The organism is uncultured Bifidobacterium sp., assembly GCF_959020155.1.
Lineage (GTDB): Bacteria > Actinomycetota > Actinomycetes > Actinomycetales > Bifidobacteriaceae > Bifidobacterium.
In genome coordinates this window covers 1-24,577 of sequence record NZ_CAUERC010000010.1, presented here as the reverse complement: position 1 = coordinate 24,577, position 24,577 = coordinate 1, and the positions used below count along the sequence as shown (strand labels likewise).

Annotated in this window: 23 protein-coding genes; 5 read left to right on the top strand and 18 right to left on the bottom strand. The window is 61.4% G+C overall.

Annotation, left to right across the window (positions count from 1 at the left end; translation table 11 throughout):
- Positions 1–29: 29 nt before the first annotated feature.
- The 15 genes from Q5H31_RS04260 to Q5H31_RS04190 all read right to left on the bottom strand — a co-directional run bounded on the left by Q5H31_RS04260 (position 30) and on the right by Q5H31_RS04190 (position 16,944).
- Positions 30–1,379, bottom strand: a complete 1,350-nt coding sequence (locus Q5H31_RS04260; RefSeq protein WP_007052605.1) for an MFS transporter — start codon at positions 1,377–1,379, stop codon at positions 30–32.
- 31 nt (positions 1,380–1,410) lie between these two features.
- A complete protein-coding gene (locus tag Q5H31_RS04255; RefSeq protein ID WP_202575309.1) occupies positions 1,411–2,658 on the bottom strand; it encodes a cysteine desulfurase family protein in 1,248 nt (415 codons plus the stop codon).
- Between the two features lie 2 nt (positions 2,659–2,660).
- A complete protein-coding gene (gene nadC, locus Q5H31_RS04250; RefSeq protein ID WP_013410760.1) occupies positions 2,661–3,554 on the bottom strand; it encodes a carboxylating nicotinate-nucleotide diphosphorylase in 894 nt (297 codons plus the stop codon).
- 3 nt (positions 3,555–3,557) lie between these two features.
- Positions 3,558–5,198: an L-aspartate oxidase gene (nadB, locus tag Q5H31_RS04245; protein WP_117772907.1), complete on the bottom strand. Its 1,641-nt coding sequence runs from the start codon at positions 5,196–5,198 to the stop codon at positions 3,558–3,560.
- 91 nt (positions 5,199–5,289) lie between these two features.
- Positions 5,290–6,570 (bottom strand): quinolinate synthase NadA, encoded by a 1,281-nt coding sequence (gene nadA, locus Q5H31_RS04240; RefSeq protein WP_007052601.1) that lies wholly within the window; start codon positions 6,568–6,570, stop codon positions 5,290–5,292.
- A 59-nt stretch (positions 6,571–6,629) separates the two neighbouring features.
- Positions 6,630–7,457 (bottom strand): NrtR DNA-binding winged helix domain-containing protein, encoded by an 828-nt coding sequence (locus tag Q5H31_RS04235; protein ID WP_013410758.1) that lies wholly within the window; start codon positions 7,455–7,457, stop codon positions 6,630–6,632.
- 131 nt (positions 7,458–7,588) lie between these two features.
- Complete coding sequence (scpB, locus tag Q5H31_RS04230; protein ID WP_041473612.1) at positions 7,589–8,305, bottom strand: SMC-Scp complex subunit ScpB; 717 nt, start codon at positions 8,303–8,305, stop codon at positions 7,589–7,591.
- Positions 8,306–8,317: 12 nt separating this feature from the next.
- Complete coding sequence (locus tag Q5H31_RS04225) at positions 8,318–9,232, bottom strand: ScpA family protein (RefSeq protein WP_302457531.1); 915 nt, start codon at positions 9,230–9,232, stop codon at positions 8,318–8,320.
- Positions 9,233–9,250: 18 nt separating this feature from the next.
- Positions 9,251–10,090: a ParA family protein gene (locus tag Q5H31_RS04220; protein WP_007052597.1), complete on the bottom strand. Its 840-nt coding sequence runs from the start codon at positions 10,088–10,090 to the stop codon at positions 9,251–9,253.
- Positions 10,091–10,351: 261 nt separating this feature from the next.
- On the bottom strand, positions 10,352–13,198 hold the full coding sequence (locus tag Q5H31_RS04215; RefSeq protein WP_007054447.1) for an ABC transporter ATP-binding protein/permease: 2,847 nt from the start codon (positions 13,196–13,198) through the stop codon (positions 10,352–10,354).
- A 127-nt stretch (positions 13,199–13,325) separates the two neighbouring features.
- A complete protein-coding gene (gene xerD / locus Q5H31_RS04210) occupies positions 13,326–14,252 on the bottom strand; it encodes a site-specific tyrosine recombinase XerD (protein WP_012471804.1) in 927 nt (308 codons plus the stop codon).
- A gap of 69 nt (positions 14,253–14,321) precedes the next feature.
- Positions 14,322–14,705, bottom strand: coding sequence for a 50S ribosomal protein L20 (gene rplT / locus Q5H31_RS04205; protein ID WP_007052594.1), 384 nt, complete (start codon positions 14,703–14,705; stop codon positions 14,322–14,324).
- 52 nt (positions 14,706–14,757) lie between these two features.
- Entirely contained in the window at positions 14,758–14,952 is a 195-nt protein-coding gene (gene rpmI, locus Q5H31_RS04200) for a 50S ribosomal protein L35 (RefSeq protein ID WP_007052593.1), read from the bottom strand.
- Positions 14,933–15,655, bottom strand: a complete 723-nt coding sequence (gene infC, locus Q5H31_RS04195) for a translation initiation factor IF-3 (RefSeq protein ID WP_032682519.1) — start codon at positions 15,653–15,655, stop codon at positions 14,933–14,935. Before infC ends, rpmI begins: the two co-directional genes overlap by 20 nt.
- 284 nt (positions 15,656–15,939) lie before the next feature.
- Positions 15,940–16,944, bottom strand: a complete 1,005-nt coding sequence (locus Q5H31_RS04190) for a spermidine synthase (protein ID WP_007054442.1) — start codon at positions 16,942–16,944, stop codon at positions 15,940–15,942.
- Between the two features lie 231 nt (positions 16,945–17,175).
- On the opposite strand from Q5H31_RS04190, the gene Q5H31_RS04185 reads away from it, so the two are divergent.
- The 3 genes from Q5H31_RS04185 (at position 17,176) to ybaK (ending at position 19,803) form a co-directional block, all read left to right on the top strand.
- Complete coding sequence (locus Q5H31_RS04185; RefSeq protein ID WP_007054441.1) at positions 17,176–17,901, top strand: thiamine diphosphokinase; 726 nt, start codon at positions 17,176–17,178, stop codon at positions 17,899–17,901.
- 240 nt (positions 17,902–18,141) lie between these two features.
- Positions 18,142–19,200: a type I glyceraldehyde-3-phosphate dehydrogenase gene (gene gap, locus Q5H31_RS04180; protein ID WP_007052589.1), complete on the top strand. Its 1,059-nt coding sequence runs from the start codon at positions 18,142–18,144 to the stop codon at positions 19,198–19,200.
- Positions 19,201–19,293: 93 nt separating this feature from the next.
- Entirely contained in the window at positions 19,294–19,803 is a 510-nt protein-coding gene (gene ybaK / locus Q5H31_RS04175; RefSeq protein ID WP_007054439.1) for a Cys-tRNA(Pro) deacylase, read from the top strand.
- A 39-nt stretch (positions 19,804–19,842) separates the two neighbouring features.
- Here the strand turns inward: ybaK and Q5H31_RS04170 are convergent, their stop codons facing one another.
- Positions 19,843–20,856, bottom strand: a complete 1,014-nt coding sequence (locus tag Q5H31_RS04170; RefSeq protein WP_269800134.1) for a 4-hydroxy-3-methylbut-2-enyl diphosphate reductase — start codon at positions 20,854–20,856, stop codon at positions 19,843–19,845.
- 269 nt (positions 20,857–21,125) lie between these two features.
- Between Q5H31_RS04170 and Q5H31_RS04165 the strand changes: the two genes are divergently transcribed.
- Positions 21,126–22,082 carry an aldose 1-epimerase family protein gene (locus Q5H31_RS04165; protein ID WP_007054437.1) on the top strand — a complete coding sequence of 319 codons (957 nt, stop codon included), beginning with the start codon at positions 21,126–21,128 and terminating at the stop codon, positions 22,080–22,082.
- Between the two features lie 124 nt (positions 22,083–22,206).
- Positions 22,207–23,151, top strand: coding sequence for an aldose 1-epimerase family protein (locus tag Q5H31_RS04160; RefSeq protein WP_007054436.1), 945 nt, complete (start codon positions 22,207–22,209; stop codon positions 23,149–23,151).
- 265 nt (positions 23,152–23,416) lie between these two features.
- Here Q5H31_RS04160 and Q5H31_RS04155 read toward each other — a convergent pair whose 3' ends face one another.
- Positions 23,417–23,737 (bottom strand): hypothetical protein, encoded by a 321-nt coding sequence (locus tag Q5H31_RS04155; protein WP_007054435.1) that lies wholly within the window; start codon positions 23,735–23,737, stop codon positions 23,417–23,419.
- Positions 23,737–24,525: a sigma-70 family RNA polymerase sigma factor gene (locus Q5H31_RS04150; RefSeq protein WP_302457536.1), complete on the bottom strand. Its 789-nt coding sequence runs from the start codon at positions 24,523–24,525 to the stop codon at positions 23,737–23,739. Before Q5H31_RS04150 ends, Q5H31_RS04155 begins: the two co-directional genes overlap by 1 nt.
- Between the last annotated feature and the right edge of the window lie 52 nt (positions 24,526–24,577).

The window sequence follows — 24,577 nt, the reverse complement described above, 5'->3', positions numbered from 1 at the left end:
AATATCTGTTCTCCCGTCATCGACTTCCGTCAGTCTTCGAGATCGAGGCCTTTGCGTTCGGGCAGGCAGAGGGCGGCGACGCAGGCGATGATGAAGGCGGCGGCGAAGATGATGAAGGCCACGGCCTTGTTGCCGCCGGACAGGGTCAGGAACCACGGCATGAGGAGCGGCGCGATGATGGCGGCGATGCGGCCCACCGCTGCGGCGGCACCGGCGGCCGCGCCACGCAGGCGGGTCGGGTAGATTTCCGGGGTCACGGCGTACAGCACGCCCCACGCACCGAGGTTGGAGGCGGACAGCAGCATGCCGAACACGAGCACGAGGGCCACAGATCCGGCCTGCGAGAACGCGAAGGCGGCCACGGCGGAGACGGCCAGGAAGATGCTCAGCGTCTTGCGGCGGCCCCAGACCTCCACCAGCCAGGCGGCTAGGAAGTAACCGGGCAGCTGGGCGATGGAGATGGCGAGCGTGTAGCCGAATGACTTGGTCAGGGAGCCGAACTGGTCGGCGAGCAGCGACGGCATCCATGTGAACGCGCCGTAGTAGGAGAAGTTCACGAAGAACCACGTGGCCCAGATGGCGATGGTGCGGGCCAGGTACTTGGAGCCGAACAGTTCGCGCGTCTTGATCTTCGGCAGCGGCTTGCCCTTGGGAGAGGTTACCGGGGCTACTCCCCCGGCTTCCTCGAAGTAGCGCACGGCCTTTTCGGCTTCGTCTTCGCGACCCTTGGCTTCGAGGAATCGCACGGATTCTGGGATGTGCACGCGGGTGACGATTGCGTAGAGCAGTGGCAGCGCGCCGATGGCCAGCGCCCAGCGCCAGCCCCAGTCGCCGGTGTTCGGGATCACGAAGTAGCCGATCATGGCGGCGACGATCCAGCCGACGGCCCAGAACGATTCCAGCAGCACAGTCATGCGGCCGCGCTGTTTGGTCGGCGAAAACTCGGAGACCAGCGTGGAAGCGACCGGCAGTTCCGCGCCCAAGCCCAGTCCGATGATCAGTCGGGCGCCGAGCAGCATGCCGAGTGACCAAGATAGGGCCATGGCACCGTTGGCGATGCCGAAGATAATCAGTGTGGCGGTGAACACGGTTTTGCGGCCCACGCGGTCGGCGATGAAGCCGCCCACTGCCGCGCCGATGGCCATGCCGACGAAGCCGATGGACAGCACCCATGACTTTTCGGTCGGGGTGAGGTTGAAGTGCGGGTCGGCGGCGATGGCGGCGACTACGAAGGAGACGAGGCCGACGTCCATGGCGTCGAATGCCCAGCCGATGCCGGAGGCGACGAGGAGTTTGCGGTGCGCCTTGTTGAAGGGCAGCCGGTCGAGGCGCTCGTTGCGGGTGAGCTGCGCGGGTTGCGCTGAAGTGGTGGTGCTCACGTCGTTTCCTTTCTGGTAAGTGGCGTCAGATTTAATGGCGGGTCAGGTCGGTGTAGGACTCTTCGATGGCCAAGCTGATGCGTTCGACTTGTTCGCGGGTCAGCGGCTTGCGGAAGGTCATGCGTAATGCCGATTTGGCGATGGACGGTTCGAGGCCCATCGCCAGCAACGTGGCAGGAATCTCGTGGCGCCCGATGGCGCAGGCCGAGCCGGATGAGGCAGCGATGCCGCGCGCGTCCAGGTCGACGAGCAGCGCTTCCCCGGTGACGCCGGGGAAGATGAAGGAGGCGTGACCGGGCAGACGGCGTTCGGGGTCGCCGGTCAGGTCGGCGCGAGGCGCGACCCGGCGAACCGCGTCGATGAGCATGTCTCGGGACGCGACCAACTCACGGTACTGCGCCTGCATGCGCGCATTCGATTCGTTGAGTCCGATGGCGAGCGCCACGGCACCGGCCACGTTCTGCGTGCCAGAGCGCAGGCCGCGTTCCTGCCCGCCTCCGGACAGCACCGGTTCGATGGGTGTGCGGCCGCGTACCAGCAGCGCTCCCAGACCTTTGGGGGTGCCGAATTTGTGTCCGGATACGGACAGGGCGTCCACATCCCAGTCACGAAAACGAATCGGAATCTGGCCGGCGGCCTGTACGGCGTCTACATGGATGGGCACGCCGTGCGCATGGGCGATGCGGACCAGTTCCTCCACGGGTTCCACGGTGCCGACCTCGTTGTTGGCCAGCATGGTGGAGACCATCGTGGTACGTTCGCCGGCCTCGCCGTCGAGCTCGCGTTCAAGTGCGTCGAGATCGAGATGCGCTTGCGCATCCACGGGAATGCGCACGACTTCGAAACCGAACCATTCGTGCAGCCATGCCGCCGATTGGGCCACGGCCGGGTGCTCGATAGCGGAAATGATAATGCGCGGGCGACAATTTGCCGGCTGTTCGCCATCGGCTTCGGCGAATCCGTAGACCGGCCGCAAGCCCAGTTTGCGCATGCGCGCCATGGCGATGCCTTTGATGGCCAGATTGTCCGATTCGGTGCCGCCTGAGGTGAAGATCACGTCATCCGGCCGGGCGCCCAATGCCGCGGCAAATGATGCGCGAGCCGCGTCCAGCGCGCGGGCCGCGGTTTTGCCGGGCTGGTGCACGCTGGCCGGATTGGCGTAGGCCTCAGTCAGGAACGGGGTCATGGCCTCGATGACTGCCGGGCTCACTGATTCGGTGGCGGCGGCGTCCAGGTACAGTTCGCCGGGTTCACCGGATGCGTTGGGGGTATCGGCCATGACTAGTTCCAATCCAATCCGAGGTCGATGCTGCGCACAGAGTGGGTGAGCGCGCCCACGGAGATCACGTCCACGCCGGTGGCGGCCACGGCTGGCACTCGCTCCAGGCTCATGTTGCCGCTGGCTTCCACGATGGCCTTGCCGTCAATGAGCTCCACGCCGCGACGGGTGTCGTCGAGCGAGAAATTGTCCAGCATGATGGTGTCCGCTCCGCCGGCGAGCACGGCGGGAATCTGGTCAAGGCGGTCGACTTCCACTTCGATATGCGTGGTGTGGCCCACCTGTTCGCGCACGTGGCGGATCGCGCCGGCCAGGTCGATGCCGCGCGCGGCGAGCGCCGCCAGATGGTTGTCCTTCATCATGACCGCGTCGGACAGTCCGTAGCGATGGTTGTGGCCGCCGCCGCAGACCACGGCGTATTTCTCGAACGGGCGCAGGCCGGGCGTGGTTTTGCGCGTATCGACGATGCGGGTGCGCTCGTAGCGGCGCGGCCGGGTGACGGGTCCGTCATAATCGTCGCCGTAGATGGCGTTCACCGCGTCCACGAAGGCGGCGGTCATGGTGGCGATGCCGCTCATGCGCTGAGTGAAGTTGAGGGCGATGCGCTCGGCGGTGAGCAGGTCACGTACCGGGCCTTTCACGGTGGCGAGTATCTGGCCGCGCTGGAATCGCTCGCCGTCCTTGATGGCGGCGGTGACGGTGACGGCCGGGTTCTGTGCGGCGAAGGCTGCGGCGAACACGTCGATGCCGCTCATCACGCCGTTTTCGCGCGCGGTGAGGTGGGCCGAGCCGGTTTCGTCCGCGGGGATGGTGGTCTCGCAGGTGATGTCGCCGTAGGGCGCGTCTTCGGCGAGCGCCGCTTCGACGGCGACGCGGATGATGTGTGATGTGAGCATGGGTCAGTCCTTGATGTAGGCGACGGAGTGGGCCCAGTTGTCGACTGGCTCGCTGTAGTCGGTGCGGGCGTGGGCGCCTCTCGACTCGGTGCGGGCGAGCGCGGCGGTGGCGGCCGCATAGCCTACGGTGAGCATGTTGCGGTTCTCCAAAGCCTCAACGCTGCTTGCAGCACCATCGGCGTTTACATCAGCCTGGGCGTTTGCGGCGGCGAGGCCTTGGCCGAGTTCGGCGATGGCGGTTTTCAGTCCGGCCTCGTCGCGCAGCACGCCGACGCCATGCCACATGGTGTTCTGGATGCGGGTACGATTCCACACCTTGTCGGCGGCGGTATCGTCAGCAGCAGCCGTAGTGGCGGGGGCAACAGGAGCAGCCAGCGTAATCGGCGCATGGCCGAACACGGCACCGGTGGCGGAGTTCAGGAACGGTTCGGGTGCCCAGACCGCGTCGTCACCGTCCGCGACGGCGGCCAGACCGGCGCGGCGTCCGTAGACGAGCCCCTCGAGCAGCGAGTTGGAGGCAAGACGGTTGGAGCCCATGACACCGGTACGAGCGCATTCGCCGGCCGCATACAGGCCGGGAATGGAGGTCCGGGCGTTCAGATCGGTGCGAATGCCTCCCATGTAGTAGTGCGCGGCGGGCGCCACCGGAATCGGCTCCTTGCTCCAGTCGAAGCCAAGCGAACGCGTATAGGCGTCGATGGTCGGGAATCGGTGGGCCAGGAAGCTGGCCAGGTCGGGGTTCTCGCGGGCCATCGGCGAGACGTCGAGCATCACGGGCTTGCCGCCTTGCGCCTGCATCACACGGAAGTTCTCGCGGGCCACGACGTCACGCGGCGCGAGTTCGGCGCGCGGATCGATGTCCTTCATATACCTGTGGCCATGCTCATCCAGCAGCACCGCACCTTCGCCGCGCACGGCTTCGGAGACGAGGAAGTGCTCGCCCACGGCCATGGCGGTGGGATGGAACTGGTAGAACTCCAGATCGGCGACCTGGGCACCGGCACGCCATGCGGCGGCGAGGCCGTCCGCGGTGGCGACCGGCGGATTGGTGGTGTACGGGTACATACGGCCTGCTCCACCGGCGGCCAAGATCACCCGGTCGGCGGCCAGATCCTTGTCCTGCCCGTCGATCAGCAGGTGGACGCCGGCGATGTGGCCGTCCCGCACGATGAGATCTTTGAGGAAGGCGTTCTCGATGATGTGGATGCGCGGGTTCTTGCGTACCATGGCGGAGACGTCCAGTTCAAACACTTTGCCGGTGGCGTCTCCCCCGGCATGCACCACGCGGGCGCGCGAATGAGCCGCTTCCAGGCCGCGCAGCATGTGTCCATGCGCGTCGCGGTCGAAGTGGACGCCGGCCGCGGCGAACTCGCGGACGCGCTCCGCACCCTCACGGGTGAGGATGTCCACGGCCTTCGGGTCGCACAGGCCGTGGCCCGCGGCCATGGTGTCGGCGGCGTGCAGCTTCGGGTCGTCGTCGGAGAAGATGGCCGCGGCGATGCCGCCCTGCGCATGATAGGTGTTTGATTCCACCAGTTCGGCCTTGGTTACCAAGGTCACGTCGTGTCCGGTACCGGCCACGGCCAGTGCCGCGGACAGTCCGGCGACGCCTGCGCCCACGACGACGATTTCAGTGTTGCTCATTGTGTTGCTTTCCTCTGTTTTTGCGTCATCTGCTCCCCTCAGTCCGCTACGCGGACAGCTCCCCTCATGTACGAGGGGCGTCAGGGATGGATCACGGGTGAACGCGCAGCATGCGCTCCAGTGCCACCTTGGCTTCGCGGGCGGTGTCTTCGTCCACGGTGATGCGATTGACCACGTTGCCGGCTTCGAGGTTCTCCAAAGCCCAAGCCAGGTAGGCCGGGTGGATGCGGTACATCGTGGAGCACGGGCAGACCACGGGGTCCAAGCAGAACACGGTCTTGTCCGGGTACTGCGCGGCCAGACGGTTCACCAAATTGATTTCGGTGCCCACCGCAATGGCGGATCCGGCGGGCGCGTTGGCGATCTCCTTGACGATGTACGCGGTGGAGCCAGTACCGTCGGCGGCATCGACCACCTGCATCGAGCACTCGGGGTGCACGATCACCTTGACGCCCGGGTATGCCTTGCGGGCACGTTCGACCTGTTCGACGGTGAAACGCTGGTGCACGGAGCAGAAGCCCTTCCACAGAATCATCTTGGCGCGGGCGTAATCGGCCGGATCGGCGGCGCCGCCCTGTGCCTTGAACGGATCCCACAGCGGCATCTCGCTCAGCGGAATGCCCATGGCGCGGGCGGTATTGCGGCCCAGGTGCTGGTCCGGGAAGAACAGCACGCGCTTGCCGCGGGCGAACGCCCATTCCAGCACGGCGTGCGCATTGGAAGAGGTGCATACGATGCCGCCGTTGCGTCCGCAGAACGCCTTCAGTGCGGCGGATGAGTTCATGTAGGTGACCGGGATGATCTGCTGCAAGCCATCGGAGTCCGGCTGGGTGCCGCAGATCTCGCCGAGCTGGTCCCAGCATTCCTGGACCTGGTCGATATTGGCCATGTCGGCCATCGAGCAGCCGGCAGACAGGTTGGGCAGGGTCACGCTCTGTTCGGGCGTGGAAAGGATGTCGGCGGTTTCGGCCATGAAGTGCACGCCGCAGAACACGATGTGGTCGGCGTCCGGGCGTTCGGTGGCGTTCTTGGCCAGCTGGAAGGAGTCGCCCACGAAATCGGCGTGCTTGATGATCTCGTCACGCTGGTAGAAGTGGCCCAGAATCAACAGTTTGGAGCCGAGACGCTGCTTGGCGTCGGAGATGCGCTGCTGCAGTTCCTCGTCGGAGGCCTTGCGGTATTCGTCCGGCAGCACCTGCTGGCGCGGCGCGTTGGCGGGCAGACGGTCGAGCATCGAGGCACCGGGACCGTAGCTGGGTGTGGTGGTGTCGAAGTGCCATGGGTCCTGGGTCAGTCCTGCATCGCAGGTGCTTTGCGCGCCCAGCTTGGCGATGATCTCGTCAACGGACGGCGCAGTGAATAGTGCAGTCATAGTGGTTCCTTTCCTATATACGTCTGTGATGCCGGCCCGAATCGGGTCGGCGGGAAAAATCAGATGCGCGCGGATGGGATCAGCGCGTCGAGAGCGTCTTCACGCTCGCCTTGTCTGGACAGTTCCATGATGTCGTCGCCATCGGATTCGTGGGGCGTACCGTTCTCGACAGGTCGTTTGGGGATGTAGCGGTAGACGGTGGCCGGTCGTTGGCGGCCTTCACGCATCTTCTCCCCGGTGTCTTCAAGGTCGCCCGAGGCAAGCATTTTGCGGCGGAAGTTCGCCAAGTCGAGGGGTTCGCCGCCAATCGCCTCATAGACGCCGTGCAGTTGGCGCAGGGTGAACGTGGGGCCGAGCAGTCGGGTGGCCACGTCGGAGTATTCGATTTTGGAGCGCAGGCGGAGCAGCGCGTAGTCGATGATCTGGCGATGGTCGAACGCCAGCTCGGGCAGTTCGTCTTCGGGGAACCATCGTACGTTGTCACCGTCCTCGAAGCCCGCGGCCTCGGTCTGGCCGACGAGCGCCCAGTACACGACGGACACCATGGGCAATCCGCCATGGGATCGGGTCGGGCCTCCAAAGGTGTACAGCTGTTCGAGGTATCGCGGGTGCAGGTCTGTGGTCGATTCGAGGGCCGCGTAGGCAGACTGTTCCAACGACCGGTCGGAGCGCAGGTCACCGCCGGGCAACGCCCAGCAGCCCAGGAACGGCTGACGGACGCGCTTGACCAGGGGCAACCAGAGACGGGAATGGGCCGAGTTCGCGGCATTGCCGGAATCGGCGGCACTGTTGCCGGTATCGCCTTCCGGGCCGAGTGCCAGAATCACCACTGACACGCCGACCTGTGGCGGTGCGCTGCGGCGCTCGGACACATTGCCGAATCCCATGCCATGCCTCTTTCCATACCGGTTGTTCTCCCTGCATTGAGAGCATAGCACTACTTATAGTCACAATGACCATAAATCACATATTGGATGGTCCAGCGCACGAATATTGGCCAGGTAGCGGGCCCCAATCGCTACGAAATCACGTCCGTATCTTCCGATTTCGACTGTGTCATTTCGGCGACGGACGGGAGGAACGGCGCTAGGGAGGGTAGTTCGTCGAGACTCTTCAGGCCCATTTGGTCGAGGAAGAATTCGGAGGTGACCAAGAGGGCCGCGCGGGATTCGGGGTCCACGCCGTCTTCCTTGATAAGGCCGCGTACCGTGAGCGAGCGAATCACGCCATCGGAGTTGACACCGCGGATCGCGGCCACTTGGGCTCGGGTGACGGGTTGGCGATAGGCCACGATGGCAAGCGCCTCCAGTGCGGCCTGACTGAGTCTCGCAGTCTGGCCGTCAGTGACGAATGATGAGACGACCGGCTCGAACGCGGCGCGACTGGCGAACTGCCAGCCGCGAGCGGTGCGGCGCAGTTCGAAGCCGCGCGGGCGGATGCCACGGGATTCATCGCCCTCATAGTCATCGTGCAGGGCTCGCAATGCCTCTTCGACTGTGTTGCGGTCCAATGCCAAAATACGGGCCAGCTCGGTGGCGGTCTGCGGCTGGTCGGCGACCATCAGAATCGCTTCCAGACAGGCGGGCAGCCCGCCGGGAAAATCGTCTACCGTGAAATCCACGTATTCGGGGCGCGTCTCCTCCACTCCCCTCACCGCGGCCTTTGCGGATTCAGCCGTCGATTCGGCATCCGCCATGTGTTCGGTTGCATTCGTTGCGTCAATCCGTTCAGTCACCAATCGCCGTCCTTACGCAAAATCGCCTTCGGAAATGTTCACGTCGCTCATCGTTTCGTCTACGCCGGGTACCCACCTCAGGTGCAGTTCGGCAAACGGACCATCTTGCTGATACTGCAGCACACCTTGTTTGAAGAACACGAGCACGGCCATGAACCGAGCCACCACCTCAATACGAGAAGCGCAGTCCCGGGTCAATTCGCTGAACGACATCGACTGGTCGCCCTTGGATTCCAATGCCGCGATCAGCCGGTCGCGCACCACCAGCGATTGGGCCCGAAGATCGACCAATGGTACGTGCAGCTGATGGATCGACACTTCGGAGGCGGGCGCGTTGGCGATGACCTGGGCGGCCAGTTGGGCGAGTTCGAGCGGAGTCAGCGTCCATACCAGCTCAGGCAGCATGGCGGCAACGCCCTCGTCCATGGCCGCCGGATGTGGGAATCGGCCGGAGTTGGCGGCGATACGCGCCCGGAAATCACCTGCGGCCTGCTTGTAGGCGCGGTATTGGAGGAGTCGGGCGAACAGCAAATCGCGTTCGCGCAGCACTTCGAGGCTCTGCTCGTCGTGCTGGCTGTCTTCGCCGCCGGGCAGAATCGCCACGCTTTTGGCCTCGACCAGAATAGAGGCGATATCGAGAAAGGCGCTGGCCTCATCCATGTTTTTTGTGAAATCGAGCCCGCGCACGTATGTCAGGAATTCCTCGGTGATCGAGGAGAGGGAAACTTCGGTCAGCTCGAGTCTGTTGTTGGCGATCATGCCGAGCAAGGCATCAAACGGACCGGAATAGACTTCGAGGTTGACCCGGAAGCCGGAAGTGGCGGATTCCTCCGTGCTGATTTCGGCTTCCGCGGAGCTCCCCTCAGCCTCGCTACGCGAGCCAGCTTCCCTCAGAGAGGGGAGCCGAGAAAGGGAAGTCTCATTCATCGTTTATCGAAATAATCGTTACGCCACGATGCCGCGAGCAATGAGCTCACGTGCCACCTCACGGTATTCCTTTGATGTCTTGTGCTCAGGGGCATAGACCACCACGGGCGCGGCGGCAACCGTGGAATCGGGCAGTTTGATGGAGCGGGAGATGAACGTGTGGAACACCTTTTCGCTGAACGCCTCGTAAACGCGCTGGCAGACCTCTTCGCAGTGCAGTGTCTTGGTGTACATGGTGATGAGCACGCCATCCACTTCCAATGCGGGATTGATGCGGGACTGCACTTTTTCGATGGACTGCATAAGCAGGGCCACACCGCGCAAGGCGAAGAATTCGGCGGCCACGGGAATGATCACGCCATCAGCTGCGGCAAGCGCGTTCACGGTGAGCAGGCCGAGCGATGGCTGGCAGTCGACGATGATGAGATCGTATTCCGACTTGAGCTTGCGCAGCACGCTGTTCAGAATCTGCTCTCGGCCCACTTCGGTGACCAGCTGGACCTCGGCGGCGGACAAATCGATGTTCGCCGGAATCACATCGATGTTCTCGAATGCGGTGTGCTGCACCACATCATGTGGGTCCACGGAAATATCGAACAGCGCGGTGTAAATCGTGTTCTCCACGGTATTCGCGTTGACGCCCAGTCCCACAGTGGCGGCACCCTGCGGATCGAAATCGACGATAAGCACGCGGCGGCCATACTGGGCCAACGCACCGGCAATATTGATGGAGCTGGTGGTCTTACCTACGCCACCCTTCTGGTTGCACATGGCAATGACACGCGCCGGACCGTGCTGTTGCAGCGGTTCGGGTGCGGGGAAGGTTTCGTATTCACGTCCAAGCAAATCGGTAGGCATACTGTCTACCTTATCAACATCCGGGTTCGCTGGGGGTGCAACGACATACGTTCCTGTCATAGGCAGCGTTCCTTGACGGAATGCGCTGTCTTTATCGCGGGTATCTCGCCAGTCGTCCATCGTTGCCCTCGCCCCCTTTGTCGGGAATACCTGCTCGCCCATCCTAATGTACTCGCCGGGCTCGCCTCGGAACACCGTTTTGCCGCTGGTATTCCAGTGTTCCGAGGTTTATGGATCTCGTCTCGTACTATGTCGATGCGCTTACTCGGTGCGCAGTGCGGTGGCCGGGTCTTGCTTGGCTGCCTTACGCGAGGGAATCAGGCCGCCGATCAGCGTGAGCACCACGCTTAGGATCACCAGCACCACGCCACCGGTCACCGGCAGGGCGGCATTGACGTCCGCATTGCCGATGAAGTGGTGTAGCACGGCGTTGATCGGAATATTGAGCAGCACGGTCAAGCCCACGCCCAACAGGCCGGAGCATAGGCCGATGATGCCGGTCTCCGCATTGAACACCTGGGATACGTTGTGCTTCGAGGCACCCATTGCGCGTAGGATGCCGATTTCCTTGGTGCGCTCCAGCACCGAAATGTAGGTGATGATGCCGATCATGATCGAGGAGACGATCAGCGAGACGGACACGAACGCGATAAGCACGTAGGAAATCACGTTGACGATGGTGGTCACCGAACTCATCATGAGCCCAACGTAATCCGTGTAGGTGATCTTGTCTTTCTTCGAGACGGTGTTGTTGTAGTCGGTGATCGCGTCGGCGATGTGGTCCTTGTCTTCGAAGCTGTCGGCGTAGATGTTGATCGAGCTGGGCGCGTCACGACTCACCACACCGAATGCGGCGAGGTTGTCGTCGTAGGTGCCGGTCGACACGTACTGGTCGTAGATCGCGACAAGCACGTCGTTCGAAGCCGTGGCGATATACGCGTCGAAACTGTCGGCGAGCTGCTGTTCGCTCATCGCGGCCATGGCGGCGGCCTGATCGCCGGCACCCGCCGCGCCAGCGACACCTGCAGCACCAGCACCAGCGGCGTCCGATGCGCCCGTACCGGACTGCTGCCCGGCGCTCATCATCGACTTGGCCATGTTCGCCTTCTGCGTCACGCCCAGCGAAGCCACGTAGGTGCGCGCGTCGGCCACCTTGGTGGCATCGTCCGAGGGCGAGAACGTCATGCCGTTGAGCACGTTCGTGTTCGGGTTGGCCTTCTGATCGGTAACGATGGCGCTGGAGGCCGCACGGTCGATCAAATCATTGGTCAGAGCGCGCGCGTACCCCACACCAGCGGCCAACGGCGTGGCCGAAGCATCCTTCTTCGCCTTGACGACGCCCACCACCTTGAGTTTGGTGGCCGTTTCGAGGCGCTGTTCGATTTCGTCCTTGTCGTTGCCGATGAAACGGTAGTGGCCGTCATCGCCCTTGACGTACTGGTCGGATGCCGGAATCATGTACAGCGTCTGATCGAGGGCCTTAGCATAGTCGATCTTGTCTTGTGGAGTGCTGACCTTGTCGCCGGCGTTGAGCTTGGACATCATCTCGTGGTAATCGGAGGCGGGCAGCAGGCCGAGCTCGTACAGCGTGGTCAGCGGCACGCTGTTGTTGTCGTCAAGCACCAGCACCACTTCATCCTTGGACTTCGGCCATGAACCGTTGACCACCTGGTAGTTGTCGGTGATAACCTTGCCTACGAGCTTGCTGTCGTCCGCTCCCGGCATGATCTCGTTGAACGAGTCGGGCGCGGCGTTCTCATCGGTTTTGCCGGTCAGCATCGACATCTGCTGCGAGGTGATCGACGAGGTGCCGGACATGCCGGACGAGCTTGTGGACGCCATCTGCGAGGCCATCGAGGCAGAGTCGCTGGATCCGATCGTCACGCCGTCCGCATTGACCAGCGTGCCGTCGGGGTCGTGGTCGAACACGGAGAATTTCACGTCATATGTGTACTGGATGCCGGTGGAACCCACATACTGGTGAATCTCGCTCTTGGAATTATCCAGGTATTTCTTGAAGCGGGTCAGGTTGTTTTCGGTAATCGAACTGGTCAGGCTGGACGCCTGCTTGACGCTGCGGTCGTCCGGGTAGATGCCGTCGGTTTTGTGCGTCTTGCCGCCGTATCCGTCATCGCCGCCCATCTGTCCGCCCATCATGCTGCTCAGGTCGAAGGTCTGGGAGTCGACGGTGATCGGGTAGGCGGTCATCGTGTCACGCTGGATGTCACTGATGTATGTGTTCACGCCAGTCGACACCGATAGAATCAGCGCGATGCCGATGATGCCGATCGAGCCGGCGAACGAGGTCAGCAGGGTGCGCGCCTTCTTGGTTTTCAGATTGTTGAAGCTCAACGCCAGCGACGTGGCGAACGACATCGACGCGCGGCCCATCGTCTTGTACACGGCCGGCTGTTCGGCCGTCTCGTCCACGACGAACGGGTCGGAGTCGGAGCGGATCACGCCGTCGCGCAGGTTGACGATGCGCGTGGCATATTGTTCCGCAAGTTCGGGGTTGTGGGTGACCATGACCACGAGGCGGTCCTTGGCCACGTCCTTGAGCAGGTTCATGATCTGCACGGACGTGTCCGAATCGAGCGCGCCGGTCGGCTCGTCGGCCAGGACGATGTCCGGGTCGTTGACCAGTGCGCGGGCGATCGCCACGCGCTGCATCTGGCCGCCGGACAGCTGGTTTGGCTTCTTGTTGATGTGTTCGCCGAGTCCGACCTTCTCCAGCGCCTTGCGCGCACGTTCGCGACGGTCGGCCTTGCCGATGCCGGAAATCGTCAGCGCGAGTTCGACATTCGACAGAATCGTCTGGTGAGGGATCAGATTGTAGCTCTGGAACACGAAGCCGATGGTGTGGTTGCGGTACGAATCCCAATCGCGATCCTTGTATTGGCGCGTCGAGATGCCGTTGATCACCAAATCGCCGTCGTCATACCGGTCGAGGCCGCCGATGATGTTGAGCAAGGTGGTCTTGCCGGAACCCGAGGGACCCAGAATCGCGACGAATTCGCTGTCGCGTAGGTTCAGGCTGACTTTGTCAAGCGCCTGCTGAACGAAATCACCGGTTTTATAGCGCTTCGAGATCGATTTGATCTGCAGCATGAATACCTCTTCCTGGCTGACGGTTCGCTGTTATGTACTGTATTGTCACGCCTTGAATTTCCGGCCGACTTTGGTGCTCCCCCGCCGCGATTCCGCTATGGGCGGACGCGTCGCAAAATGGTGTGTCTCACCGCGCTCTGGGATGTGAGGTCAGATACGTTTCGATCAGGGTTTCAGGGCTTACGTGCGTGTAGATCTGCGTGGTGGTCACGCTGGCGTGCCCGAGCAGTTCCTGCACGGTGCGCACGTCCGCGCCGCCTTGGATCAGGTGCGTGGCAAAGGAATGGCGCAAGGTGTGCGGATGGAGTGGTTTGGTGATGCCGGCCCGCTCCCCGGTTGCTTTGACGATTTCCCATACCGATTGCCGCGAGATGCGCTTGCCGCGTTTGTTGAGAAACAGTGCGCGCCTCTCGGGAATCTTGGCGCTGGAGCGCTGTTCCAACTCGCCACGCCCCGCATTGAGGTATGCGGTGATGGCCCGGCATGCGTAACTGCCCAATGGCACAAGCCGCTGCTTGGAGCCCTTGCCCATGAGTCGCGCGATGTGCTCGTCCAGGTCGATGTCGTCCAGATTCGCACCGGTGGCTTCCGAGACGCGGCAGCCGGTGGCGTACATGAATTCGAGCAGGGCCTTGTCCCGTAATACCACCGGATCGGTTGAGCCGCCGACTGCCGCCGCGTCGAGCAGACGGGTTACCTCGTCCACGGTGAGTACGTCGGGCAGGGTGCTGGCGCCTTTGGGCGCCTTGACTGCGGCCGAAACATCCGCCGTCACCGCGTGCTGACCGAGCGCGAAACGGTGGAATTCGTGGATCGAGGCCAGTCTTCGGGCTTTGGAGCGGGCGGACTCCCCCGCCTGGTCAAGGGCGGCGATGTAGTCTTCGACGTCTTGTTTGGTTATGGCGTCCGGTTCGTGGATGCCGCGGGTTTCGAGCCAATCAATGTATTTGGCGATGTCGGATTCGTAGGCGGTGACGGTGGCCGTGGCGAGCCCTCGCTCCACGCCGATGTGGACGAGGAACTGCTCGGTGAGTCTGGTGAATCCGTTGGTCATAGTGCCCATGGTACAAAGAAACCCCGCTCGGAAGCGGGGTTTCTAGTGTGAAGTCACGACTTCAAGCAATCAGGCCTCAACCGGAGCGTTGACGTCCTCAGGCAGGGCGGCCTTGGCGGCGTCCACGATGGTCTTGAAGGTGTCCGGGTCGGAGACGGCGATCTCAGCCAGAGCGCGACGATCCAGCTCGATGCCGGCGAGACGCAGGCCCTGGATGAAGCGGTTGTAGGTGATGCCCTCAGCGCGGACGGCAGCATTGATGCGCTGGATCCACAGCTTGCGGAAGTCGCCCTTGCGAGCCTTGCGGTCACGGAAGTTGTAGTTAAAGGAGTGCAGCAGCTGTTCCTTGGCCTTGCGGTACAGGCGGGAGCGCTGGCCACGGTAGCCGGAAGCCCTCTCGAGAACAACGCGACGCTTCTTGTGGGCGTTCACTGCGCGCTTGACACGTGCCATAATCTATTCCTCAGCTTTCTAAAGTCTTGTTATTTCCGGGTAAGCCCTATGCTCACTTCTGCAGAAGCTGGTGCAGCTTCTTGGCCTGGCCGCCGCGCAGCACATCGTCGGCGGACAGTTCACGGCGCTTGCGAGCGGACTTGTGCTCGAGGTTGTGGCGCATGGCGGAACCGACATGCTTCACCTTGCCGGTGCCGGTGATCTTGGCGCGCTTGGAAGCGGCGGAATTAGTTTTCATCTTCGGCATTGCTGCCCTCCTTGCTGGTTTGCTTCTTGTCGGAAGTCTTCTGAGAAATCGCGGACTGCGCGTCGGCCGCGGCCTGAGCCTGAGACTCCTGCTTGGCCGCGAGACGAGCCGCCTGGCGAGCCTGACGCTCGGCGCGGGACTCGGCGCCACGACGACGCTGCTCGGACTGGGTGTGCACCTTCTTGCCCTTCGGCGCAAGGGTCATGATGATGTTGCGGCCCTCCTGCTTCGGCTTGGACTCGACGGTGCCGTATTCCTCGACATCGTCGGCCAGACGCTGCAGCAGTTCCACGCCACCAATCGGGCGGGAGATCTCACGACCGCGCAACATGATGGTGACCTTGACCTTGTCGCCTCCGTTAAGGAAGCGGGTCACATGGCCCTTCTTCACGTCGAAATCGTGGTCGTCAATCTTCAGGCGGAAACGAATCTCCTTGATTTCCGCGGTGCTCTGGTTGCGGCGAGCTTCACGAGCCTTGATCTTCTCGTTGTACTTGAACTTGCCGTAATCAATGAGCTTGGCGACCGGAGGCTTCGCGTTCGGGGCCACCTCGACGAGATCGAGGTTTGCCTCCTTGGCCAGGTTCAGCGCGACGGAAGTCGCGATGACGCCCACCTGCTCGCCCTTCGGGCCGATCAGGCGTACCTGCGGGACGCGAATCTCGTCGTTAATACGTGGTTCGTCGCTGATGATGACTCCAATCCTCTACTTCAATTCCGTGGCGAGGGCCTTTGCTGGAGTCCTGTTCAATGCTTTGGGTTCATGGCAAGCCAAAGCCCGCGCCAATATGCGCTCAGCTTCTGCAGACGCATATCAGTTCTTTGCGTCATTCCTGATTACGCGTTGTATATCGCAATCGCTAGGCTGTTTGCCTTGAACCCGAGGCCTTGAAAGGCTTCCAGGTGGGGTTGCCCCGCTTTCTTGATTTCTCAAGCCAAATAGAAAGTCTACCATACGCCCGGACATTCGCGGTCCGTGTGTCGAACCTACTGCACGGCGCGCAGCAGACCGCCGAAGCCTTCGTCTTTGAGAATCTGCCGATATGGGCCGGCCTCATCGGCGATGATTTGATCGATGGCATGCATGCCGAGTACTTCGACCGGCGCCTTGTCGTCGGTGAGAATAGTCGACGCTGAGTCCGGTTCGTTCACCTTCCGGAATCGAGAGGCGACCTCTTCCATATACCATTCGAGATCTTCGCTGCCGGTGCGCTCGTAGGTGGTCTCACGCAGGTTGAGCGCCTTGGAGGCCTGCTGCATGGAGTTCTCTTCGGAGCCGGAACCCGGCTTCTTGGCGAACAGTTCACGGTTCGTGGTGTTCGGCACGTCGGCCGTCAGTGTGTTCCCATTGCCGAACACGCTGGCGATGGTATCGCTCAACGCCTCGTTGATCGAACCTTGGCCGTCCGAGATCATGTTCATGTTCACCACCATCACGCCGCCGGGGTTCAGGTGCTCTCTGACCATGGTGAAGAACTCGGTGGAGCTCATCTGGAAGGGAATGGTGATGTCCTGATACGCATCGACCATGATCACGTCGTACTTGTCATGCGAGGCGGCGAGCCAGGCTCGGCCGTCATACGTGGTCACGGGGATGTCGGCGGGCTCATCGAAGTATTCGCCGGCCAGATCGGTGATCTTCTGGTCAATCTCCACGCCGGTGATGTTCATTTTCGGATAATACTGCTTCAGCTGGCGGGCGTAGGTGCCGGTGCCCATGCCGAGGATCAGCGCGGAATTGGCATTGTCGGCGAGCGCCGGCGCAGCCAGGGCCGTGTCGTAGTACATACCTGTCAGTCCTTTGTCTTTCATCGTGACGGACTGCACGCCGAACAGCACGTTGGTGGACAGGATCGTGCGGTCGGAGAGGTTCTTGACCTGCAGGTAGTTGTAGATGGACTCGCCCTCATAGGCCAGGTTGGTTTCCCAGAACGCGAAGCCGGTCAGGGGCGAGACGCAGGACGTGGCCACGAAGATCACGGCGCTGACCACGCAGGCGATGCGCTTGGCCTTGATCGAGATGAAGTAGATCAGCGGACATGCCGGAGAAGAATTCGGTGATGTAGAGGAATATCTTTGATTTGAGAATCGGCCGTTCGCTTGCCTCGGTGATCTGTGCCATCGCTCCGCTCCCCTGCCTGTGCGCCTATCGACTACTGTTCTGATGCGTAGCCTATCAGCATTTTCCCGGCCGATGGGTGGATACCGGCTACAGTAGGCATCATGACTCAGGTATGCGTGATTTTTGGTGCGGGCGAATACTATGCGGGCACGCCCGTGGTGCCGGCCGGCGCGTATGTGATTGCGGCCGATGGCGGGCTCGACCATACGCGCCAGTTGGGTATCGTGCCCGATGTGGTGGTGGGCGACTTCGATTCGCTGGAGGGCCGGCCGCCCCGCACCGATGTGCGCACCATCGCGCTGCCCGCGCTGAAGGACGATCCGGACATGCTCTCCGCGCTGAAGGTCGGTTGGTCGGCGGGTTGCCGCGAATTCCATGTCTATGGCGGTTTGGGCGGCCGCATTGACCATACGATTTCCGGCATTCAACTGATGGCATTATTGGCCCGGCATGGGGCAAGCGGGTATCTGTATGGTGATGGGCTCATCGTCACGGCCATCACCGATGGTAGGCTTTCGTTCCCCGCGCATCCGGTGCCCGAGGACGGCCGCATGGTGTCTGCGTTCTCCCACTCCGATGTTTCGCTTGGCGTGAACGAGCCGGGGCTGAAATATGAGCTTAAAGACGGCACGCTGACCAATACGGTGGTGCAGGGGGTCAGCAACGAGTTCCGCGACGGCGTGGACGCGGCCATCAGCGTGGAGCACGGCACACTGATCGTCACCTTCCCCATCGAGGTGGCGTTGCCTCAGGTGAGTCGATTCCACGAATTTGGCGGCGATATCGGCGAGCTGGACACCGCAGTGTCCAAGCTGCTGGTTCGCTGACTTGCATGCCGCGCGCTTGCTCATGATGATTCGAGACATTCCTCCAAAGGAGAGGAAAAATCACATGTCGGTTGCGGGCAATCCGAATTGTGAGCGCTCACAGAAAATACGGCATTTTTGCCCAAAACGCACGCTGAAACGTTGCCATGTGTACAGAGTCGGCATTACAGTAGCAACTGTTGGTAAACAATGGCCCGGTGCGCCAAAGCGCGCCAAGGCCACCCTACAAGGGAGAATTACATGACAGTTAAGATTGGTATCAACGGCTTCGGTCGCATTGGTCGTCTCGCCTTCCGTCGCATCTTCGAGCTGCAGGCTCGCGGCGGCCAGGCTGGTGACATTGAAGTTGCCGCCATCAACGATCTGACCACCCCGGCTACCCTGGCTTACCTGCTGAAGTACGACAGCACCCACGGCACCTTCCGTCATGACGATGGCACTCCGGTTGACGTCAAGGCCACCGAAGACTCCATCATCGTCGACGGCAAGGAATACAAGGTCTACGCCGAGAAGGACGCCAACAACATTCCGTGGGTCAAGAACGACGGTGTTGAGTACGTGCTCGAGTGCACCGGCTTCTACACCTCCGCCGAGAAGTCCCAGGCTCACATCAACGCTGGCGCCAAGAAGGTCCTGATCTCCGCCCCGGCCAAGGATGACACCACCCCGACCGTTGTGTTCGGCGTGAACCACGACATCCTCAAGGCTTCCGACGTGATCGTCTCCGCCGGTTCCTGCACCACCAACTCCATGGCCGCCATGGTCAAGCTGCTGGACGAGAAGTTCGGCATCAAGGCCGGCTTCATGACCACCATCCACGCCTACACCGGCACCCAGATGCTGCTCGATGGCCCGCGTGGCACCAAGACCGGCCGCAACCTGCGCGCCGCCGCCATCAACACCATCGCCCACTCCACCGGCGCTGCCAAGGCCATCGGCAAGGTCGTTCCGTCCGTGAACGGCAAGCTGCAGGGCCACGCCCAGCGCGTCCAGGTTCCGGACGGCTCCGTCACCGAGCTGACCACCGTTCTGAACACCGAGACCACCGCCGACGAGATCAACGCCGCCTTCAAGGCTGCCTTCTCCGACACCGATTACTACGGCTACAACGATGAGGGCATCGTCTCCTCCGACATCCTCGGCGACACCCACGGTGGCGTGTTCGACCCGACCCAGACCGACGTCAACACCATTGATGGCGTGACCCTGGCTCGCACCGTGTCCTTCTACGACAACGAGTACGGCTTCACCTCCAACATGATCCGTACCCTGCTGTACTTCGCTGAGATCTCCGAGTGAACCATTGCGGTCTAGGCCGCTACGGTTCGTTTGAGAACTAAGCTGTGAGACCCCCGCCTTGTGCGGGGGTTTCTTCGTAGTAGAACGGTAATCATGGCAAAGAAAAGCAAGCATGATAAGGGCGCGGGTTCCACTCCGGCGACAGTCCAACTGGAGAAGGCGGGCGTGGAATTCCACGTATACGAATACGAGCACTCCAACGACCATATGGATGACGGCTACGGCGTGGAGGCGGCCACCAAGCTCGGCTTCGACGAGCATCAGGTGTTCAAGACGTTGATGGCGGACACCGGTGCCGAACGCGTGGTGGGCGTGGTACCGGTGAGCGGTCATATGGATTTGAAAGCCTTGGCTGCAGCCGTAGGTGCCAAGAAGGCCTCTATGGCCGATCCCAAGGTGGCGATGCGTGAATCCGGTTATGTGGTTGGCGGCATCTCGCCGTTAGGCCAGAAGACACGTCATAAGACTGTGTTGGATGAAAGCGCCCTGCAATTCGACCAAATTCTGGTCTCCGGCGGCAAGCGAGGCCTGTCTGTGGGCGTGAATCCACAGGACCTGCTCAAGGTCTTGAACGCCGTTGCCGCACCAATCGGCACGTGGTGACCGTTCTTGGCTCCCCTCACGGAGGGGAGCCAAGAATGACTACTTCTTCCTGCGCAACTCCGCCGGCAGCACAAAGTGCATGTTTTCTTTGATGGTTTCGACGGACTTCATACCGGTGAAGCCCAAGTTTTGCAGAGCGTCAATCACACCGGACACCAGTTCGTCCGGTACGGAGGCACCCGAGGAGATACCTACGGATTCCAGACCCTCGAACCATGCCGGGTCAAGCTCGCTGGCATCATCCACGCGATACGCTTTGCCGCGCTCCCCCAAGCCCTCCTGCGCCACCTCCATCAGTCGCACGGAATTCGAGGAGTTGGCCGATCCGACAATCACCACGCAATCGGACTGCTGGGCCACCAGTTTGACCGCAGCCTGACGATTCGACGTGGCATAGCAGATATCCGAACTCGGCGGCTCTTGAATCCAAGGGAATTTGGCCTTCAGCGCGGCAATGGTATCGGCGGTCTCGTCCACGCTCAACGTGGTCTGCGAGAGCAGCACCAGCTTGGTGTCGGGCGCAAAATCCAGCGAATCGACATCCGATTCATGCTCGATCAAGTGCACGTGTTCGGGGCTCTCCCCCACTACACCGACCGCTTCATCGTGACCTTTATGCCCGATATAGACGATTTCATACCCCTCGCGCACGAAACGCAGCACCTCACGGTGCACCTTACCCACCAGAGGGCAGGTGGCATCCACCACATGCATGCCACGACGTCCGGCTTCCGCCTTCACTACCGGAGATACGCCATGGGCGGAAAACACCACCGGAATACCCGCTTGGGCAGCAGCATCCGGAATCTCCGCCAATTCCTGGACGAACACCGCGCCTTGCCCGGCCAAGTCCTCGACCACATGCTTGTTGTGCACGATCTGCCGGCGCACATATACCGGGGGCAGCCCATCCTCGCGCGTCCGCTTTCCGGAAGCCTCCGCGGCTTTGAGAATGGTCTGTACGGTAAGAATCGCACGGTCCACACCCGCGCAGAAGCCTCGCGGATCAGCGAGCACAACGCTTTTGGTCATCGGAACCTCCTGAACGTCAATAGTGTTTTCCAGTGTAAGGCAGGGATTACAGGAATCTGCCGTCACAACTTTTCCGCGTCTCCCACAAATCACCGGTTTCCAAGGAATCCACGTGCTTCTCGCATGATGGTGTGAGACTCGTCACTCCACGTATTGCTACCGTGTTTATACGAATTGTTTATTATATGCCGCATATCGCCAATCCCCGCCTCGATAGAGGAGACGCGCTAGACTGGGGCCAGCGATAGCAGGAGCTACCGGCCCACCAACCTCACTACGGGAGTGATTCCATGACGAGTAAAACACCACGCACCGGAAATCAGTATTCGATTCACTATGGCGATTATTCCGCCGTCATCTGCGAACTCGGCGCCAAGATTCGCCGATTCGATTATCAAGGCAAGGAAATTTTCTGCCCGTTCGGCGTCAACGACCTGACCCCCACCTGTAACGGTTATGTGCTGGCCCCGTGGCCAAACCGCATCGAAAACGGCGAATACGATTTCAATGGCAAGCATTACTGCGCGCCGGTTAACGAATATCATCCCGCACCGCGCAACAATGCGAACCACGGATACGCCTACCACTACATGTGGAAGCTTGAATCGTTGACCGATAGCGCCGTGACGCTTTCGCTGCGCTTCCCCAACCTGGACGGATACCCGTTCGATGTGACCGTGACCGTCACCTACGAACTCGGCGACAACGGCATGACCGCGACCGTCAATGCCCGCAATGATGGCGACGAACCGGCACCGTGGGCTCTCGGCCTGCATCCGTGGCTGGCCAACGGCAAGCAGGGCGCAACTGCCGCCGAACGCGATGCCGACTCCGCCGCCTGCCACCTGCAGATTAAGGCCGCCAGTCATGTGACGGTGAACGAGGCGCTGATTCCCACCGGCACCGAACCGGTTACCGGTATCTACGACCTGAACGATGGCCCGACGCTCGAAGGCCGCGCCTTTGATGATGCCTGGGTTGACGTGGAGCGTGCCGCCGATGGTACGACCACCACCACATTCACCCGCCCGGACGGTATCGAAGTGAAAATCATTGGCGATGAGACGATTAATGCTTGGCAGTGCTACACCGCCACTGGCGCACCGTTCGCCGAGCATCCGTATGGCATCGCCGTCGAGCCGATGACCGCCCCGGCCAATGCCTTCCGCACTGGTGACCACTTGGTGACGCTCGCCCCCAACGGCGACTACACCACTGTGGTCCGCTACGAAGTAGTCCAGAAGTAGTTCTGTTACGCTGGCTCCCCTCCAGAGGGGAGCCAATTTTTTATCCTTATGTGCCGCCGCGTCTTGGGACTTATGCGATACGATTGTGAGCGATAACAATTTGTTCCACAAAGGAGTGTGCACTATGGCTTTGAAGCCTCGCACTGGTAACCAATATGTCATCTCGTCCGGCGAATGGAGTGCCGTCGTCACCGAACTGGGTGCCAGCCTGCGCGAGCTGAAGTGGCGCGGCGAAGACCTCATCGTCCCCTTCGACCCGAACAAGGTCATTCCCTGCTGCAACGGCTGGGTGCTGGCACCGTACCCGAACCGAGTGACCAATGGTCAGTATTCTTTCGATGGCGAAGACTACCAGATGCCGATCGACGAGTTCGACCGCCAATCCTCCCTGCACGGCTATGCCTACCGCTACATGTGGGAGCTCGTTGATTTGCAGGAATCACACGTGACGCTCTCCTGGCGCTCCCCCGACATCGCCGGCTACCCGTTTGATATCACCATCACCGCCACTTATGCACTTGACGAGAACGGTCTCACGGAAACCTTCACCGTGCACAACAACGACAGCGTGAAGGCACCGTGGGCATTTGGCATCCACCCGTGGCTGGCCAACGGCAAGCACGCCACCGGTCAGGCCATTACCGCCGACAACGAGCCCTGCCGTCTTGAGCTGCACTGCGACACCCACGTGACCGTAGACGAACACTTGCTGCCCACCGGTGAAGAGCCGGTTTCCGGCATCTTCGACCTGCGCGATAACCCCACGCTGGAGGGACGTGGCTTCGACGATGCCTGGACCGATATCACCAACCGCGGTGAAGACGGCAGCACTTCCGCCGTGTTCACCCGCCCCGACGGCATCAAGGTCACGCTGACTGGCGACAAGACCATCAACTCCTGGCAGGTGTGCACCGGCAACGAAATCGGCGAGAAGGCTCGTCAGGCCGGCGTGGCCGTCGAACCGATGACCGCCTACGCCGACGCCTTCCGCACCGGCAAGGATCTGGTTGTGCTCGAGCCGGGCGATGACTACACCACCGTGGTCACCTTCCACGCCGAACAAATCTGAAAAACCGAATAGCCAAGCCTGACGCTCATCGCCACATGGACACCCGTGTTGCATCACGTCGTGCTCATGTGGCATAATTCCGAAGGCTTATTTTTTTACTGCAGCAAAGGAGTCCATCATGGGCATGCGCGGACGTAAGCGCAAGAATCGTCGTAAGAAGGCCGCCAACCACGGCAAGCGTCCTAACGCCTGATTCTTCGCGTTTCTTATGGAACGCTCAAGGCCCGTCTGATGATACATCAGACGGGCCTTGTTGTATATGTCGTTACTTATCTTCGCCGCAGCAGTGATCAAGCGTGGCCTTGAGCCGGGCTATCAGACATTCGGGTGCCACATCCGGGCGCAAGTAGGCACGCAACGCGGCAATCAACGCCTGTTCACGCTCGTCGCAGCAGGTACGGGGGTCAAAACAGTCGCCCTCCGTAACGATATGCACGTCCGCCTGGACCGACGCAGAGGCCGAGCCGGTATCCACTGAACGATGATGCACCGCCGTGATATGCACTTCGGTCTGGCTGACCATGCCATCGGCCCCCGTACGGGTTATGGAGATATGGCGAGTACGCTCTACCGGCTGATCGTTCATCAGATCTCCTTTCCCGAAAGCTTGCTTGACTGTTGTGGCGTGCGGGCGCCAGTCGCATGACTATGTCTCACTGCGGCTTGCGTGTCGCCATTGCTACCAACAGTTTGTTCACTACTTCCATTATGGCCGGAATCGGCGATTCGACCAACGTTTTCGCCCAACTTCGCGGATGGTGAACCAGCCGACGAACCAGTCACGTACCCGCGCTCTTTCGCATACGAGGCGAGCTCACGCTTGAGTTGCGTGCGGGCGCGATTCAGGCGGCTCATCACCGTGCCGATTTTCACGCCCTGCTCATCGGCCACCTGCTGGTAGGACTTGCCGTCGATGGCGGCGTCGATGAACACCTGCCGGCGTTCCGGCGAGAGTTTGGCGAGCGCGGCCATGATTTCCTCGGGCGCGAAGGCGTCCAAATATTCCTCTTCAGCGGACTTGAGCCCGTCCGACGTATGTTCGGCGGCATCGTAAATGTCCCAGTCGTCGTATTCGCCGGTGGAGTCGTTGGCACGCTGCGGGCGCCGCTTGGCCTTGGCATACTGGTTGAAGTAGGCATTGCGCTCGATGGTGGTCATCCACGCCTCGAAGTTGGAGCCCGGCTGGAATGAGTCGAAGGCCTTGAACCCGCGTTCGAAGGTGTCCTGGACCAGATCCTGCGCGTCATCGGGATTGTTGGTCAGCCTCATCGCCTGCCGGTACAGTGCATTGACGGCGGGCATGGCGAGCTGTTCAAATCTGGCGCGCTTGGCTGCCATGGACTCGCCCGATCCGGCTGACTGCTCGGATTGCATAGTTGCTTCGCTTGTCGTCACGTTTCACCATTCTAATCAAATCATGTGCCCA

Coding starts and splice junctions, on each gene's coding strand:
- rplT (WP_007052594.1), bottom strand. CDS start 14,705: ATGGCACGTGTCAAGCGCGCAGTGAACGCCCACAAGAAGCGTCGCGTT.
- Q5H31_RS04255 (WP_202575309.1), bottom strand. CDS start 2,658: ATGGCCGATACCCCCAACGCATCCGGTGAACCCGGCGAACTGTACCTG.
- nadC (WP_013410760.1), bottom strand. CDS start 3,554: ATGCTCACATCACACATCATCCGCGTCGCCGTCGAAGCGGCGCTCGCC.
- Q5H31_RS04220 (WP_007052597.1), bottom strand. CDS start 10,090: ATGCCTACCGATTTGCTTGGACGTGAATACGAAACCTTCCCCGCACCC.
- gap (WP_007052589.1), top strand. CDS start 18,142: ATGACAGTTAAGATTGGTATCAACGGCTTCGGTCGCATTGGTCGTCTC.
- ybaK (WP_007054439.1), top strand. CDS start 19,294: ATGGCAAAGAAAAGCAAGCATGATAAGGGCGCGGGTTCCACTCCGGCG.
- nadB (WP_117772907.1), bottom strand. CDS start 5,198: ATGAGCAACACTGAAATCGTCGTCGTGGGCGCAGGCGTCGCCGGACTG.
- Q5H31_RS04150 (WP_302457536.1), bottom strand. CDS start 24,525: ATGCAATCCGAGCAGTCAGCCGGATCGGGCGAGTCCATGGCAGCCAAG.
- Q5H31_RS04165 (WP_007054437.1), top strand. CDS start 21,126: ATGACGAGTAAAACACCACGCACCGGAAATCAGTATTCGATTCACTAT.
- xerD (WP_012471804.1), bottom strand. CDS start 14,252: ATGACCAACGGATTCACCAGACTCACCGAGCAGTTCCTCGTCCACATC.
- Q5H31_RS04225 (WP_302457531.1), bottom strand. CDS start 9,232: ATGAATGAGACTTCCCTTTCTCGGCTCCCCTCTCTGAGGGAAGCTGGC.
- Q5H31_RS04215 (WP_007054447.1), bottom strand. CDS start 13,198: ATGCTGCAGATCAAATCGATCTCGAAGCGCTATAAAACCGGTGATTTC.
- Q5H31_RS04235 (WP_013410758.1), bottom strand. CDS start 7,457: ATGGGATTCGGCAATGTGTCCGAGCGCCGCAGCGCACCGCCACAGGTC.
- Q5H31_RS04155 (WP_007054435.1), bottom strand. CDS start 23,737: ATGAACGATCAGCCGGTAGAGCGTACTCGCCATATCTCCATAACCCGT.
- rpmI (WP_007052593.1), bottom strand. CDS start 14,952: ATGCCGAAGATGAAAACTAATTCCGCCGCTTCCAAGCGCGCCAAGATC.
- Q5H31_RS04160 (WP_007054436.1), top strand. CDS start 22,207: ATGGCTTTGAAGCCTCGCACTGGTAACCAATATGTCATCTCGTCCGGC.
- Q5H31_RS04185 (WP_007054441.1), top strand. CDS start 17,176: ATGACTCAGGTATGCGTGATTTTTGGTGCGGGCGAATACTATGCGGGC.
- nadA (WP_007052601.1), bottom strand. CDS start 6,570: ATGACTGCACTATTCACTGCGCCGTCCGTTGACGAGATCATCGCCAAG.